Origin of the sequence: Paenibacillus graminis (assembly GCF_000758705.1) — a bacterium.
Classification (GTDB): Bacteria; Bacillota; Bacilli; order Paenibacillales; family Paenibacillaceae; genus Paenibacillus_AQ; species Paenibacillus_AQ graminis.
Genome location: NZ_CP009287.1, coordinates 3,474,579 through 3,489,871 on the forward strand (window position 1 = coordinate 3,474,579; position 15,293 = coordinate 3,489,871).

General features: G+C 52.4%; 11 protein-coding genes. 10 read left to right on the forward strand and 1 reads right to left on the reverse strand.

What is annotated here, in order from left to right:
- The first annotated feature begins 27 nt into the window (after positions 1-27).
- From PGRAT_RS31665 to PGRAT_RS14515, 10 genes are all read left to right on the forward strand, one after another.
- Positions 28-3,087, forward strand: coding sequence for a glycosyl hydrolase (locus PGRAT_RS31665; protein ID WP_238326752.1), 3,060 nt, complete (start codon positions 28-30; stop codon positions 3,085-3,087).
- Between the two features lie 248 nt (positions 3,088-3,335).
- Positions 3,336-4,199, forward strand: a complete 864-nt coding sequence (locus tag PGRAT_RS14475) for an ABC transporter permease (protein WP_411830869.1) — start codon at positions 3,336-3,338, stop codon at positions 4,197-4,199.
- Between the two features lie 48 nt (positions 4,200-4,247).
- Positions 4,248-5,153 carry a carbohydrate ABC transporter permease gene (locus PGRAT_RS14480; protein WP_025704072.1) on the forward strand — a complete coding sequence of 302 codons (906 nt, stop codon included), beginning with the start codon at positions 4,248-4,250 and terminating at the stop codon, positions 5,151-5,153.
- Positions 5,154-5,225: 72 nt separating this feature from the next.
- On the forward strand, positions 5,226-6,884 hold the full coding sequence (locus PGRAT_RS14485; protein ID WP_025704073.1) for an extracellular solute-binding protein: 1,659 nt from the start codon (positions 5,226-5,228) through the stop codon (positions 6,882-6,884).
- Between the two features lie 123 nt (positions 6,885-7,007).
- Positions 7,008-8,573 carry a response regulator gene (locus PGRAT_RS14490; RefSeq protein WP_025704074.1) on the forward strand — a complete coding sequence of 522 codons (1,566 nt, stop codon included), beginning with the start codon at positions 7,008-7,010 and terminating at the stop codon, positions 8,571-8,573.
- A gap of 1 nt (position 8,574) precedes the next feature.
- On the forward strand, positions 8,575-10,293 hold the full coding sequence (locus PGRAT_RS14495; RefSeq protein ID WP_025704075.1) for a cache domain-containing sensor histidine kinase: 1,719 nt from the start codon (positions 8,575-8,577) through the stop codon (positions 10,291-10,293).
- A 51-nt stretch (positions 10,294-10,344) separates the two neighbouring features.
- Positions 10,345-12,141, forward strand: coding sequence for a glycoside hydrolase family 36 protein (locus PGRAT_RS14500; RefSeq protein ID WP_025704076.1), 1,797 nt, complete (start codon positions 10,345-10,347; stop codon positions 12,139-12,141).
- A gap of 639 nt (positions 12,142-12,780) precedes the next feature.
- Positions 12,781-13,098, forward strand: a complete 318-nt coding sequence (locus tag PGRAT_RS34040; protein WP_042265905.1) for a transposase — start codon at positions 12,781-12,783, stop codon at positions 13,096-13,098.
- Between the two features lie 11 nt (positions 13,099-13,109).
- Positions 13,110-13,970 (forward strand): IS3 family transposase, encoded by an 861-nt coding sequence (locus PGRAT_RS14510; protein ID WP_238326840.1) that lies wholly within the window; start codon positions 13,110-13,112, stop codon positions 13,968-13,970.
- A gap of 89 nt (positions 13,971-14,059) precedes the next feature.
- A complete protein-coding gene (locus PGRAT_RS14515) occupies positions 14,060-14,302 on the forward strand; it encodes a hypothetical protein (RefSeq protein WP_042266792.1) in 243 nt (80 codons plus the stop codon).
- Positions 14,303-14,304: 2 nt separating this feature from the next.
- Here PGRAT_RS14515 and PGRAT_RS14520 read toward each other — a convergent pair whose 3' ends face one another.
- On the reverse strand, positions 14,305-15,192 hold the full coding sequence (locus PGRAT_RS14520) for a LysR family transcriptional regulator (protein WP_025704333.1): 888 nt from the start codon (positions 15,190-15,192) through the stop codon (positions 14,305-14,307).
- Positions 15,193-15,293: the final 101 nt, after the last annotated feature.

The window sequence follows — 15,293 nt, forward strand, 5'->3', positions numbered from 1 at the left end:
ATTTTATGGAAAACGCTTACATTGAAGATGCCGGACGACGTTATTGTCGTAATTCCACCGGCGTATGTGAGTGGAGGCCTGATTGAAATGGTACCGCGTATGGGGAAAAAATGGTTCCATGGTTGGCTGGCCGCAGTTGTGCTATCTGCTGTATTTATTGTCCAGCCGGCACCAATGCAGGCGGCTGGCGAAAATCTTGTCGGCAATCCGGGTTTCGAGGCCGGAGATGCAGCGTGGGAAAAGTGGGGGAGTCCGGTGGTAACAACCGCCGAGAAGCATGGAGGTGAAAAAAGTCTTCAGGTCAAGCGGAACACCGGGGGAGCTTCGGCTTCCGTGGCAGTGAAAGAAGGAAAGACGTACCGGGTCGGTTTATGGGTCAAATTTGCCGCTGCAGGAGTCACGAATGCAACGATTGACATGGACGCGTTCGGAGCGCAGCAGACGAAGGAGCAGCTCCATTTTTCGGGCTCTACAGATTGGGAATACCGTCAGCTGTTGTATACGCCAGGTCCCGGTGTACAGCATATCCGTTTGTCATTCTGGAACGGCACCAGCAAGGATTATTACATTGATGATGCCATTATCCGGGAAAACGTGGACATTGAAAGGCCAACGACTCCTGGTGTCTGGCAGGCCCAGCATGATCCCGAAGCATTGAAGCTGACCTGGGCCGGCTCCACAGATGATATGGGGGTAGAGTCCTACCAGCTTGCTTACAAAAGAACAGATGCTGCGGACTGGAACACAGTGGCTGTGCCCCATCAGGAATCAGTCACCGAGTATACGTATACGCTGGATAACCTTGATCCTTTTTCGGTGTATGCGATTATGCTGCGGGCCAAGGATGCCGCAGGCAATACCTCTGATGCCGTAATGGGCCTCGAAGCTACCCCCGGACCCAATCTGGTGATCAACGGAGGCCTGGAGACTGGAACAACGCTACCGTGGAGAAAAACAGGGACGGTTAAAACCACGACCTATGATCCGCATTCTGGACAATATGCTTTGCAGCTGTTCCATAACTCTACAGCCAGAACGTTAAAAGTACCGGTCTACAGCAGCTCTTCCTACCTCGTATCGTATTGGAGCAAATTTAATGCCGTCACACCTGGAACCTTTTCGGTTACCCTTGATGTTTATCAAGGTCCAACTGTTGTCCGCTATCCGTTTTATACGAACGCCACGGCCGCTTGGTCCCGTTCGGAACAGATCATTCAGACAGGAAATGGGTTATCCTGCCTGCAGCTGCGGGCCGGCAATTACAGCGGTGGGGATATGTTCCTCGACCAGGTGTTTGCCGGTGAAATGCCCGATATTCCCACTGATCTTAATCCCGGTGCACCTGCAGACTTCATAGCAGGAACTGTAGACGGGGTATCCGCAGAGCTGCAATGGGCTGCCTCCAGAGGCCCCTTTGGTGTGAGGGAATATAAGCTGCTGTATAAAAAAGCCGGTGACACCGAATGGGCCAGCCTGACGGTACCGTATGTCCCTGGCCAATCCCTGTATACCTATAAGCTGGAAGGCTTGTCGCCTGAAAGCATGTATGACATTGAGGTGAAAGCGGTCAGTGAAGGGACAGCCATCTCAGCCGCGAGCGCGCTTCAGGTAACCACCGCCGCGATGTCACCAGTCAACCCGGATGCTTCCGTTGAAGCGGCAGCACTGCTCGACCGGCTCTATGCAGCAACAGGAAACACTATTTACACGGGGCAGCACAATTATTATGAAGAGCCCGCGAAATGGTACGATAAGGCAGCTGAGCTGACCGGATATTATCCGGCATTATGGGGCTCGGATTTCGCCTATTATATTGGCGAAGACATGGGTGAGCTGCGCCAATCTATGATTGATGAGGCGATTCTTCAAGGCCAGGCGGGAACCATGGTAACTCTGACGTATCATCAGACCCGGCCCATGGACCCGGCAACCTCCGGCTGGGAGAGCGTTACAGGTGATGTTACGGAAGCCGAGATGACAGACATCGTCACGCCGGGTACCGGGCTGTACAATCAGTGGGCAGCCCAGGTGGATGAGGTTGCGGGATATCTGGAGCAATTGCAGGATGAAGGCATCCCGGTATTGTGGCGGCCTTATCATGAGATGAATGCTGAATTTTTCTGGTGGGGGGCAAGACCGGAGCTGTTTAAGCAGCTGTGGCACAATATGTATGACCGCTTAACCAATCTGCATGGCCTGAATAATCTCATCTGGGTATGGAATCCGAATGCGGAGAGCTCCTGGGCGTATGATTCAGCCCCATATTATCCCGGCCATGATGTCGTGGATGTGCTGGCTATGGATATTTATAACAACGATTACCGTGACACCTATTACAACAAGCTGGTGCAGCTCAGCGGAGGACGGCCGATTGCCATCGGTGAAAATGGCGAGCTGCCGGATATGCAGATGCTGCGGGAGAAGCAGCCGAAGTATGTGTATTTCATGACCTGGTCTGATTATTTGACTGATAAAAATTCAATCAGCGCTATTCAGGCGCTCTACAGCGACCCGCGCGCGCTGAACAACGGGGAAACCGGCAATGGCCCCTATGTTCCGCCTCCGGTGGACAGCTATCTGATCGACGATTTCGAGTCGTATGGCGGCTCGAATGGAAGCCTGCGCTCCAAATGGCAGCGCAATGTCTCCGGCAATGCTGCAACGGTAACACTGGATACCTATGGGCTGAACAGCGGAACCTACGGGCTGAAGCTGGATTACACCATTGGTAATCCCGGTTATGCCGGAGTCTACCGGAGCATGGGCAAGGAATGGCCGGGCATGCAGGCCATCACCTTCTGGCTGCAGCCGGACGGCTCGAACCGGCAGCTGGCGGTCCAGTTCCATGAGACGAATGGCGAGGTCTGGGAAGCCGGGATTAAAATTGAAGGGACCGCTGCACGGCTGGTGACCATTCCTTTTACTGACTTCGTTAGACCTGGATGGTCTACCGGCGGCAACGGTGTTATTGATTTGGGCTCCATTAAAGAGTTTGCCTTCTATGTGGCCCAGGGCAGCGGTACCCAGGGCAGCGGAACGCTATATATTGATGATGTGCAGGCTGTGAAGCTTCCAACGGAAGAGTAGGTCTGTGACCCTAGCGGACAGCTTCACACTGTTGAATACAGGGCGCTCAACTCTTCATTGCTGGAGCACACTTTTCGTTGGCCACGGTGCTGGAGTCTCCTTCCTGAACTGAATAAGATTAAAGTGTAGAGCAAGCAGATACAGGAAGGATGACAAACGTGGAAATCGAACGAAAGGTCATTACCAGGCCCAAAGGAAAGCCGTTCTCATGGTGGTCCAGGTGGATCAGGCAATGGGATATTCAGCTGATGGTCGTACCCGCCATGCTGTTTATCTTCGTGTTCAGCTATCTGCCGATGTATGGGGTGCTGATGGCGTTCCAGGATTATCAGCTGTTCGGCGGTTTTTTTCACAGTCCCTGGGTAGGGTTCAAGCATTTTGAGGCGTTCTTCAACTCCCCTGACTTCTGGAATGTTATGCGCAACACGATTGTAATCAGCCTGCTGAAGCTGTGCATCGGGTTTCCGGCACCCATCCTGCTGGCCCTGATGCTGAATGAGGTCCGGCTGATGCTGTTCAAGCGGATCATCCAGACCGTCAGCTACCTGCCGCATTTTCTGTCCTGGGTCATCGTCGGCGGGTTCGTGGGCTCCATGCTTTCGACTGATAATGGAAGCGTTAACATGCTGCTGATGGGCCTGCATTTGACTTCAGAGCCGATCAGCTTCCTGTCGGTGCCGGAGTACTTCTGGGGGATTCTTGTCGGAACGGGCATCTGGAAGGAGATGGGGTTCGCTGCCATCGTCTATCTGGCGGCAATTGCGGGGATTGACCCGCATCTCTATGAAGCCGCTTCCATTGACGGTGCAGGGCGGTTCAAGCAAATTCAGCTGATCACGCTGCCCTGCATCCGGCCGGTCATTATTATCTTCCTGATCCTGGCGGTAGGCAATATTCTGAATGCCGGGTTTGAGGATATCCTGATTCTGGCTACCAACCCAATTCTGCGCGATGTATCCGATGTCATCGACACTTATGTCTACCGGATGGGAATTCTGAACAACCGCTTCTCCTATGCGGCAGCTGCGGGACTGTTCAAGGCGGTTGTAAGCATCGGGCTGCTGGCACTGGCTAATAAGGCAGCAAGAAAAATGGGCTCAAGCCTATGGTAAACACTAATGCCGAACGTCAATCTGGCAAAAGAAAGCGGGGAGCAGGTTATGATGAAGCTATCGGCGGGAGATAAAGTTCTGCAAGTTATGATATATGCTGTACTGCTGCTGCTGGGCTTCATCACCCTGTACCCCTTTTGGAATTCGCTGGTGATTTCCTTCAATGTGGGCTCGGATACAGCGCTTGGCGGCATCACGTTCTGGCCCCGCAGCCCGACACTGGATAATTACGAGGTGGTGTTCCGGGACAGCCGCATCGGCCATGCCTTTCTGATCTCCATCCTGCGCACCATCGTAGGTACAACATTATCGGTTCTGTTTACGGCTATTTTGGCCTATGGACTTTCCAGGCATGAATTGATGGGTCGCAAAGTATATATGGTATTCTGCATCATTACCATGTATTTCAGCGGCGGGCTGATTCCCACCTTCCTGCTGCTGCGCGGGTTTGGCATGATGGATACCTTTTGGGTCCTGGTCATCCCCGGGATGATCAGTGTATACAACATGATTATTTTCCGGACTTTCTTTTTGGGGCTGCCAGCGGGACTTGTAGAGTCGGCGCGGATTGACGGCTGCAATCATATCGGAGTGCTGACACGCATTATTTTGCCTATCTCCGGTCCTGTCGTGGCTACCCTGTCGTTGTTTACGGCCGTATACCACTGGAATGACTGGTTCTCGGCCAGCATCTATATCAATGATACCCGTCTGATTCCGATTCAGACCCTGCTCAAGCAGATTTTGAACTCCAATATCGTGACGGATCAGCTTCAGAAGGCCATTGGCAGCAGTGCGGCAGCTCAGGACCGGCTCGCGCTCGTGCAGTCGGTAACCAGCAAATCGCTGATCATGGCAACCACTATGGTAGCCACACTGCCGATCATTATGGTCTACCCGTTCCTGCAGAAATATTTTGTAAAAGGCGTACTGATCGGATCACTTAAGGAGTAGAGAAATCATGCAAGTGCTGGCAGGGGCGCAAATCAGGCAATACCAAGTGAACATTAGAGAGGGGTTACTTATTTGAAGTCTACGAAGAGTTTTCCGCTGCTGAGTGTTGTATTGTGTTCGGTGCTTTTGACTGCCGGCTGCGGCGGGGGGAACAAGGGTGCGGCTCCATCCGCTGAACCTACTAAGGAACCTGCGGCAACGCAGACTGCAGCGGCAAGTGCAAGTCCTGAAGCAACCTCCACAGCTGCCCAAAGCACGGTGAAGCCGGTTTCCTTCACGTATTACAGCAATTATGACTGGGACACCACAGAGGAATGGGGCAGAGACTCCACTACCAAGTGGATTGCCGACACCTTGAAGGTGAAGATGACACCGGTTCAGTCCAGCGGCGCAGCCGAGACCAAGTTCAGCACAATGATCGCTTCGGGAAGTCTGCCGGATGTCATCATGATGGACCGGGGAGCCAATGTGGAGCGGCTGCGTCAGCCCGGACTGCTGGTGCCCCTGGATGATTATCTGGACCGCTATCCCAATCTCAAAAAAAATGCCGGTGAAGCCACGCTGAACATGCTGCGTTCCGAAGACGGTAAGCTGTACCAGTTCCCTAACTGGTATACCTCAAGCCCGAACGGCAACGGCGGCTGGATTATTAACCGGAAAATATATAAGGATCTTGGTTCGCCGAAGCTGGAAACCTACGATGAGCTGTACGCCTACCTGAAGCTGGTGAAGGAGAAATACCCAGATGTGGTGCCGCTTGAAGTAGGGGCTAAAGGCCGGGGGCTTGAAACGATGTACGGCGGTTTTGCTGAAAATAAACCCTATCTGTCCAAAGCCAATCCGGTAGGCAATACGCTGCAATCCATTTTTGAGGATCAGGTGTTCATCGAGAACATGCAGTATGCCAGCAAGCTGTTCCGTGAAAAGCTCATTACGCAGGATCTGTTCACCCAGACCGGTGACCAGATCTCCGAGAAGCTCAAAACAGGCCGCGTAGCCGTCTACGTGGACGGCGATGTGGTAAACCCGGGACGCGGTGCTGACACCGCCTTGCGCACCACTGATCCCGATGCCGGCTACGATATTATCTGGCCGATTCACAAAGCCGGTCTGGACCCAGCCAAAATTACGCCGAACAACTACAATTCGCTGGGCTGGAACGTGCTGGTCATCACGAAAAATGCCAAAGACCCGGAAGCGATCTTCTCTTACCTAGACTGGGTAACGGGCGAAGAGGGGCAGCGCATTCTGAACTTTGGCCGGCAAGGCCTCTATTGGGATGAGTTCGATGCGGACGGCGTGCCTATTCTGAATGAGGCAGGCCTGAATACCCCGCAGGGCGACAAGGACAAAGAAAGAATCGGCCGTTTCAATTGGGTCGGCAACACTACCTTTATTGATCAGACCAAAGCGAAGATGGATGCGCAGCTTCCGGCCGATAAGCAGAACTGGACTACGCTGGCCCAGCAGAAGGTGACCTGGAAGACCTCGAAGAATTTTACCGAATTCGTGAACCTTGATCCGCTGCCGGACTCGGAGGAAGGCACCATTGCCACGGCAGTGAACGATATTTATCAGGAGGCTTTGGCGAAAACACTGTACGCCAAAAGTGATGAAGAGGTTCTGAGTCTCTTGAACAAAGCGAATGAGGATGCGAAAAAAGCAGGTTATGAGAAGCTGCTGAAATACCAGACGGAGAAATGGCAGGATAATCTGAGCAAGATGAAATAAAGCTAGAGCCGTCATGAACCGTGGGGTATACTGAAGCCAAGTGTACCCCTTTTACTATTTTATGTAATTCTCAAAACTAATTATTGTGGGGTGGAATAAAATCGGATGCGGGGGAGGGATGGGATGTACAAGGTGCTGCTGGTTGACGATGAGCTGTTGGATCTGGAGGGGCTGCAGCGTTTCATGAACTGGGAAGGTCTAGGTATGGAGGTGTGTGCCGCCGCAAACAGCGGGTTTGAAGCCCTGGAGGTGCTGGAATCGCAGGCTGTGGATATTATGGTCACTGACATCAGGATGCCGATCATGTCAGGGATGGAGCTTGCGCGCAGAGCCCTTGAGCTGAACCCGAAGCTGAAGATAATTTTTGTCAGCGGGTATGAGGATTTCCAGTATGCCAAACAGGCCATTTCCATGAGCGCGTCGGGTTATGTTCTGAAGCCCGTGGACGATGACGATATGCGCAGGTCGCTGGAAGAGGTCCGGGAGACGTTGGACCGTGAACAGGAGCATTCGCATCTCGAGCGTTATTTCTCCGAATCAGAACCGCTGCTGCGCAGAGAGCTGTTCATGCAGCTGCTGGACGGAGAGCCGGATGAAGCCAAGATGCTGCCGCTGCTTCAGCGTGTCGGTATTCATTGGAGCGGTACCAGATTGTACACGGCCCTGCTGGAGCCGGATGATATGTCCTGGAAGCTGAACGCCTACAGTGATGGAGCCAAAGCCGAAATCGAGAACATGCTGGAGGCGGCGATTGAGCGGTATTGTGCAGAGGAACAGATTCAAGCCTGCAGAACAGAACGGTTCCATTACGCGTTGATTCTGGAGGAAAATGTGGACCGCGAAAGACTGCGCAGGCTGGTACAGCAGGCAGTGGCTGGAACACCGCTTACTGTTACCATTGGTGTAGGCCCGGCCGTGAACCATTTACGGGAGCTGCGGAATTCCTTCCGGCAGGCCAGAAATGCGCTCAGACTGAAGCTGTTCCTGGGTAAAGGCAAGCTGATTCTCCATTCCGACGCCAGAGGTCCGATATCCGCCTCCGTCAAGGATCTGGACAGTATTCTGCAGTCCTTGTTCGGGGCGATGTCCTCTTACCGGCTGGTCGATGTGGACGACTGCAATGAGGAGCTGTTCGTCTGGGTGGGCAATATGGAGACTAAGCTGGAGATCTATCAGCTGTTCCTGCACATTGTCTCCAAACTGGATGCTTACCTGCATACGATCAATGAGGATTTTTATGAGCTGCTGGGGCTGGAGCGGAAGCATCTCAATATTCTCTATGACCTGGAAACTATAGATGATATGAAATCCTGGCTCCGCCGCCGGATGTTCGAGCTGTCCGAACGGCTCCAGCGCAAGCGCCAAGGAAAAAAACGCAAGCTTGTAGAGGAAATTCAGGCATATATCGAAGAACATCTGGAGCATAATGTCATGCTGCGGGATGCTGCCAACCACTTTTCCTTTTCCCCGAATCACCTGGGCCAGATCTTCTTCGAGGAGACCGGAGTGTACTTCTCCGACTATGTGGGGCTAAGACGGCTGGAACGGGTGAAGGTGCTGCTTGGCGATCCGAAGCTGAAGGTCTATGAAGCCGCGAACCGGGTCGGTTATAAGAATCTCTCCCATTTCAGCAAGCAGTTCAAGGAATATTACGGGGTCAGCCCCGGCGACTACAGGAGACATCTGTAATATGTGGCGTAAGATTAACATTCCTTTTGGATACAAGCTTATTCTGCCTTATGTGCTGTGCCTGCTGATGGCCGTGCTGACGGTTGGCCTGTTCGCCTATGCACACTCCGTGAATTCCCTACGCGAAAAGACGCGGGAGAACCTGCAAGGAACGCTAAGGCAAATGCGCGACAATATCCGTTATCGCACGGATGATATTGAACGGATCACGAACAGCCTCTACTACAATTACAGTCTTCAAAATGCTCTGCGCCGCTACGATCAGGGTTGGTACAGCTATGAGACGATGACAAAAACCCTCATGCCGGCGCTTGAAAATCTGCTCAATTACACAGCCAGCAACATTGGTCTGTCTCTATACCTTCAGAACGAATCGCTGCCCGAAATATTCTATAAGGCCGAAGAACAGAATCCGCTGCTTTCGACTAAGCGTTACGAGATTTATCATCTGTCACGGATACAAGAGTCGGACTGGTACCATATGCTGCAGTTCTCGGGCACCCTGCCGGGACTCAGCCGCTGGCAGCAGATTCAGCGCGATAAGGCGGACGTCAATATTTCATTGCTCCAGCGTCTGGATGATGTGCAGCGGGCGAAGGAGATCGGTCTGGTCCGTGTGACGGTACAAATCCGCGATCTGCTGGATTCCGTAGATTACCGTAAGATTGGCGAATACAGCACGCTCGTCGTGCTTGACGCAAACGGCAGGACTGTACTGCAATCTTCGCCGGAAGGCGCAGAAGGGGGGAATCCGCAGACAACGCCCGGAAGGCTTGTGCTTAGCGAACCGCTGCACGGGCTGGGGTGGCAGCTGCAAGCCTATATTCCGGACAGCCTGTTCGACCAGAGCGCGGGTGAGGTGCGCCGGATGACAGTGCTTGTCTGCCTGGTCAGTGCATTAGTATTGGCAGTATTGGGCATCGGGGTGTCCGGTTATTTCTCACGGCGGATTCAGAAGATCGTGGGGTCGCTGAATGCTTTTCACGATGGGGATTTCCACAAAAGAATCCGTTTCAAAGGCAACGATGAGCTGGCCCAGATCGCCGTCGCCTTCAACCGGATGGGCAGCAATATGGAAGAGCTGATTCATAAAAATTATGTGGCCGATCTTCAGAAAAAGGAAGCGGAGCTGGAATCCCTGCAGGCCCAGATCAACCCCCATTTTCTCTATAATACCCTTTCCTCCATTAACCGTCTGGCCCAATTCGGGGATATCGACAAGCTGCATATTATGGTGCAGGAGCTGGCGAAATTCTACAGGCTTTCCCTGAACCGCGGAGAAATTCTGACTACAGTAGGCAAAGAAATTGAACATGCCAAAGCTTATGTGGCGATCCAGTGCATCAAATACGGTGAACGGCTTAGCGTATATTATGACATTGATCCTGAGGTGCTGGAGTATGCAACGGTCAAGCTGATTTTGCAGCCGCTGATCGAGAACGCGCTGGAGCATGCCTGGTTCGGGACCGCTCTTGGCATCCGGCTTGTCGTGGAGAAGCGGGATGCGGAGATCGTGTTCAAGGTAATCGATAATGGTGTTGGTATGAATACAGATACCATCCGCCAGATATTGGCGACGGAAGGACCACGGATCGGCTACGGCATCCGCAACGTCGATTCCCGCATTAAGCTGCATCACGGAAGCGGTTACGGCGTAATGATCGCCAGCCGTTCCGGCATCGGGGCCTGCATACAGATTACTATTCCCTGCCGGATGTAACGTTGGCGCACACAGGCAGTTATAACCGTCTAAAAAGGAGTTCAGAACCTATTGAAAATTACACTTCCAGATGGCTGTGAAATCAGAGTGGATGGACAGAGCGGCAGTTTTGAAGTTTCACTATCCTTAGCCCATCATAATGCTGAAGCAGGTATACATGATATTCGTCTTGTTCTCCAAGCTCCGGCTCCGGCTGTTCCGCCGGTATTATCAATGAAATGGAGCTGGGCAGCAGTGGATGTGCAGGGATTGTGGCATCCGTCGGTGGAACGCAGCCGGGGCCTGATTCCCGATTGGTGGCAGGGCTTCTCCTCCAGAGCGGTTTTCTCCGCGCCGGTTATCAGCCTGTACGGGAGCCGGGGGAATAATGTGCTGACCTTTGCCTGCTCCGATGTCCTGCATCCAGTAGAGCTCCATGCGGGGCTTCATGAGGAAACCTCATGCTTTCATTGCTCCGTGACGCTGTGTGCGGAGCCCGGACCGCCAGTGGATCATCTAGAGGTTGTCCTGAGGCTGGATACCCGCAGCCATCCTTATTATGAAGCGCTCCGGGGAGTAGGAGAATGGTGGGCAGGACTTCCCGGCTGTGAGCCGTCCCCCGTTCCGGAAGCTGCCAGGGAGCCGCTGTATTCAACCTGGTACAGCTTCCACCAGCAACTGAAGCCTGAAGCAGTGGAAGCCGATTGTTGCTTGGCGGCAGCAATGGGCTGCCGAACGGTCATTATGGATGACGGTTGGCAGACCTCTGACGAGACCCGGGGTTACGCCTATTGCGGGGACTGGAGGGTGAGTGCGGATAAAGTTCCAGATCTGAAGGCTCACGTTGGCAGCATTCATGATCTCGGAATGAAATTCATGCTGTGGTACGCGGTTCCGTTCATCGGCAAGCACAGTGAGGCCTGGGAAAGATTCAAGGATAAGCTGCTGTATGTGAATGATGCTATGGGTGCAGGGGTTGCAGACCCCCGCTACCCGGATGTACGGGAGTATCTGACCGGCATCTATGAGCAGGCTGTCCGGGACTGGGACCTTGACGGTTTCAAGCTGGATTTCGTTGACAGTTTTTATGCGGCCAAGGATTCCCCTCCCGGGAAGGGACACGGACAAGACATCCTTTCCGTGCCGGAAGCGGTAGATAAGCTGCTGGGCAGCATCATTTCCCGTCTGCGCCGGCTGAAGCCGGACATCCTGATCGAATTCCGCCAGAATTACATTGGTCCGCTTATGCGCAAATACGGGAATATGTTCCGGGCGGGTGACTGCCCGAACGATGCGCTGCAGAACCGGATGAAGACGATAGATATCCGGCTGATCTGCGGCACGACTGCAGCACATGCCGACATGCTGATGTGGAACCCTAAGGAGACTCCTGCCTCAGCCGCGCTGCAGTTTATTAATGTGCTGTTCTCTGTTCCGCAGATTTCGGTCCGCCTGGACCGGCTGCCGCAGGAGCATGCGGCCATGCTGGCCTTTTGGCTCTCCTTCTGGCGTGAGCACCGGGAGGTGCTGCTGGATGGCCGCCTTGAACCGCTTCATCCTGAGCTGCTGTACCCTCTGGTCATTGCCCGTACAGCTCAGCAATGGATCATAGCTGCCTATCAGGATATGGTAATCCCGTTATCCGGCAATTTGCCGGACCGGGTGCATGTGGTCAACGGGACGCTGCTCTCCCGGCTGGTGCTGGAGCTGGACCGTGACTCAGGTCCTCTGGACGTCAACGTGCGTGATTGTCAAGGAACAGTAACTGCAAAATACAAGCTGAACTGGAACAGCGGAGTATATGCGCTTGAGGTGCCTGCAGCGGGGGTAATTACGCTGCAGCCTGTGCGTGGGCGTGGGCATGATTAATAGCCCATTCCAAACATAATTCAAACGTACTCAAACGCATCACAAACCCATTTCAAACGCAACTTAAAAGCAACTAAAACGCAACTAAAACGCAACTCAAATGCAACTCAAACGTGACTCAAGCGCATCCCAAACGCGACTCAAAAGCAACTCAAAAGCAACTCAAAAGCAACTCAAGCCCATCACAAACCTATCTCAAACGTCCCTTAAACGTAACTTAAACCCATTACAAAACGCGACTCATTCCCATCCCAAAAATAGCTGTAGTAAAGGGTAGAGGAGAGTAAACATGCGAACAACTATCATTATTGGAGCGCTGCAGACAGCATCAAGAAGTTTGTGTATGATTCCGCAGTACATTCTCGGGTTACGTTAGTAAGTTAGTAAGTTAGTTAGTAAGTAAGTAAGAAGTTAGTTGGTCAACTAGTTAGTTGGTGGGTGGGTTAAGTGGAAAAAGTATCATTAATTTGATTGAAAAACCTTCGCTGAAGAGGTTAAGTGGAAAAAGGATAACTAATCCGGCTCTCTTTGAGTCAGGTATGGTAATATCCCACAATTAAGATCCTTTTTGAAAGTAGAATAAAAAGTGGACACCCGTTAAGAGAGTATGAATAATGAACTTAACGAGGAGGTGTTCACATGGGTGAACAACGGCAACGGTATAATGAAAAATTTAAAAGAGAAGCGGTCAAGTACATTCAGGAACAGACGAAGACGGTGACGGAGATTGGGGAGGAGCTGGGCATCTCCCCTGGCGTACTGCACAACTGGCTGGCAAAGTATCGGGAGTTCGGGAATGAACCTGTAAACAGTGCGGAAAAAGTTCGCGAACTTGAGCAGCGACTGGCGGAACAAGAACAAGAATTACAGGCAAGGGCGCAGCGAATTGCAGACGTCGAAGAGGAGCTCGCCATCGTAAAAAAAGCTGTGCACATCTTCAGCAAACCAAAGAACTGAGATTTCAGTTCATCGAAGATCATCGCTCCGAGTTTCGAATGGAGAAGATGTGCAGCGTTTTTGAAGTGTCCCGGAGCGGGTATTACAAATGGCGAAGTGCTACCTCGAGCCCTCAAGCCGAGCGTAAGGCGCTAGTGCTCCGGCGGATCATCTATCATTTCAAGGACAACAGACAACGTTATGGTAGCCCCAAAATTACCGAGCTTTTGCTGAAAGAAGGGTTCACCATTAGCGAGCGGACGGTAGGAAAATACATGCGAGAGCTCGGATTACGTTCCTGTGTAGCCAAGCGGTTTCGTGTAAAAACGACGGATTCCAATCACAATTTGCCCATTGCTCCCAATCTGCTGAATCAAAAATTTGCGACGGCCGAGCCTAACAAAGTCTGGGTCACAGACATTACCTACATTCCCTGCCGGCAAGGTAGGCTGTACCTGGCCAGTGTGCTCGACCTCTGCACGAGAGAAATTGTCGGCTGGAGACTGGAGGAACGAATGACGACGGATCTGGTACTGGGCGCACTGGACGACGCCTACAAGGCCAAGCGGCCCCCAAAGGGACTCATCCATCACTCCGATCGGGGATCACAGTACGCCTCTGCCGATTACCGTAAACGTCTAAAAAAATATCACATGAAGGCGAGCATGAGCCGTAAGGGAAATTGCTATGATAATGCCTGCATCGAATCCTTTCATAGCGTACTAAAGAAAGAGTTTGTTTATTGCACCAAGTTCAAAACGAAGCAGCACGCGCAGGACGAGATGTTCCAGTACATTGAATTTTTTTATAATCGCAAGCGAATCCACAGTGCGCTGGGTTATGTTTCCCCTGCCCAATTTGCAGCGAAGTTCAAGAAGAGAAAGACTGCCTAAATCTATTTTTTTGTGTCCACTTTCTTGACGGAAGTCCATTTTTCCACTTACTTGTCAGGAACAGGGGGAGCCTGAAAACAACGGCAAAAATGCCGTTGTCGAACCGCCGCAGCCCGGGGAGCCTGAAAACAACGGCAAAAATGCCGTTGTCGAAGCGCCGCAGCCCGGGCCGCCTGGAAACAACGGCAAAAATGCCGTTGTTGAAGCGCTGCAGGCCGGGCTGCCTGAAAACAACGGCAAAAATGCCGTTGTTGAACCGCCACAGGCCGGGCTGCACAGAAACAACGGCAAAAATGCCGTTGTTGAGACGCCGCAGGCCGCCGCTCCCCTAGGGTTACTTGCCCGGCGCAGCAAGCACCTTTTCTATAAACATCTGCACAGCCATACCTTCAGGATTGTCGGTATGCCGGATGATCAGAAATTCCCGTTCAAGAAGTCTCTGCCTAAGCCGCAGCTCGCTGATTTCACCGCCCGCCAGTTCTTTGCGCACGATCCACCGGGACAGCATCCCGAGCCCCAGCCCGGCAGCAACAGCCTCCTTTACTCCTTGGCTGCTGTTGAATACATAGGATCGTTTCACATGTACTCCCGATTCCTGAAAAAAGTGATCGCTATACGCACGGGTACCCGAGCCATGCTCGCGCAGCACCCAAGTCTGATCCTGCAGCATGTCCTTCTCTACGGCCAAGCTGTCAGCGAGCGGGTGGCCCGCCGGGGCGATGACGATCATTTCGTCTTTCATATACGGAATGATCGTAAGCTCGGGGTCAGCAGTTTCCCCTTCAATAAACCCGACATCGAGCTGATTTGCTCTTACAGCGGCAATTATCTCCTCTGTGTTGCCGATGGTCACCTGGAGGCTGACAAGCGGATACTGTCTGGCAAATTCAGCTAGCCTTGCAGGCAAAATATATTCTCCAATCGTAAAGCTTGCCCCGATCTGAAGATTTCCCGTTACCTCATCCCGCAGCAGACGAATTTCACGGCCCGCGTCATCGTACAGGGAGAGAATCTGCTTGGCGTATTTGTATAATATGGTTCCAGCTTCCGTCATCCGGACCTGCTTCGGCGAGCGGTGCAGCAGTCTGGTTCCCAGCTCATTCTCCAGATTGCGGATATGGAGACTCACACCCGGCTGCGACAGGTTCAGCATCGCGCCCGCTTTGGAGAAATGGCTCTGCTCCACCACGGTAACATACACTTTAAGTGCATCGGCAATCATAATAATCCCTCATTCTAAAAGGAATATATAGCCATTCAAACTATACTACAGGCCATTTTACCATATCTATTTGCCTTAATCATAATAAAAACTAATGATTA

Coding starts and splice junctions, on each gene's coding strand:
- PGRAT_RS31665 (WP_238326752.1), top strand. CDS start 28: ATGCCGGACGACGTTATTGTCGTAATTCCACCGGCGTATGTGAGTGGA.
- PGRAT_RS14475 (WP_411830869.1), top strand. CDS start 3,336: ATGGTCGTACCCGCCATGCTGTTTATCTTCGTGTTCAGCTATCTGCCG.
- PGRAT_RS14480 (WP_025704072.1), top strand. CDS start 4,248: ATGATGAAGCTATCGGCGGGAGATAAAGTTCTGCAAGTTATGATATAT.
- PGRAT_RS14490 (WP_025704074.1), top strand. CDS start 7,008: ATGTACAAGGTGCTGCTGGTTGACGATGAGCTGTTGGATCTGGAGGGG.
- PGRAT_RS14495 (WP_025704075.1), top strand. CDS start 8,575: ATGTGGCGTAAGATTAACATTCCTTTTGGATACAAGCTTATTCTGCCT.
- PGRAT_RS34040 (WP_042265905.1), top strand. CDS start 12,781: ATGGGTGAACAACGGCAACGGTATAATGAAAAATTTAAAAGAGAAGCG.
- PGRAT_RS14515 (WP_042266792.1), top strand. CDS start 14,060: ATGCCGTTGTCGAACCGCCGCAGCCCGGGGAGCCTGAAAACAACGGCA.
- PGRAT_RS14520 (WP_025704333.1), bottom strand. CDS start 15,192: ATGATTGCCGATGCACTTAAAGTGTATGTTACCGTGGTGGAGCAGAGC.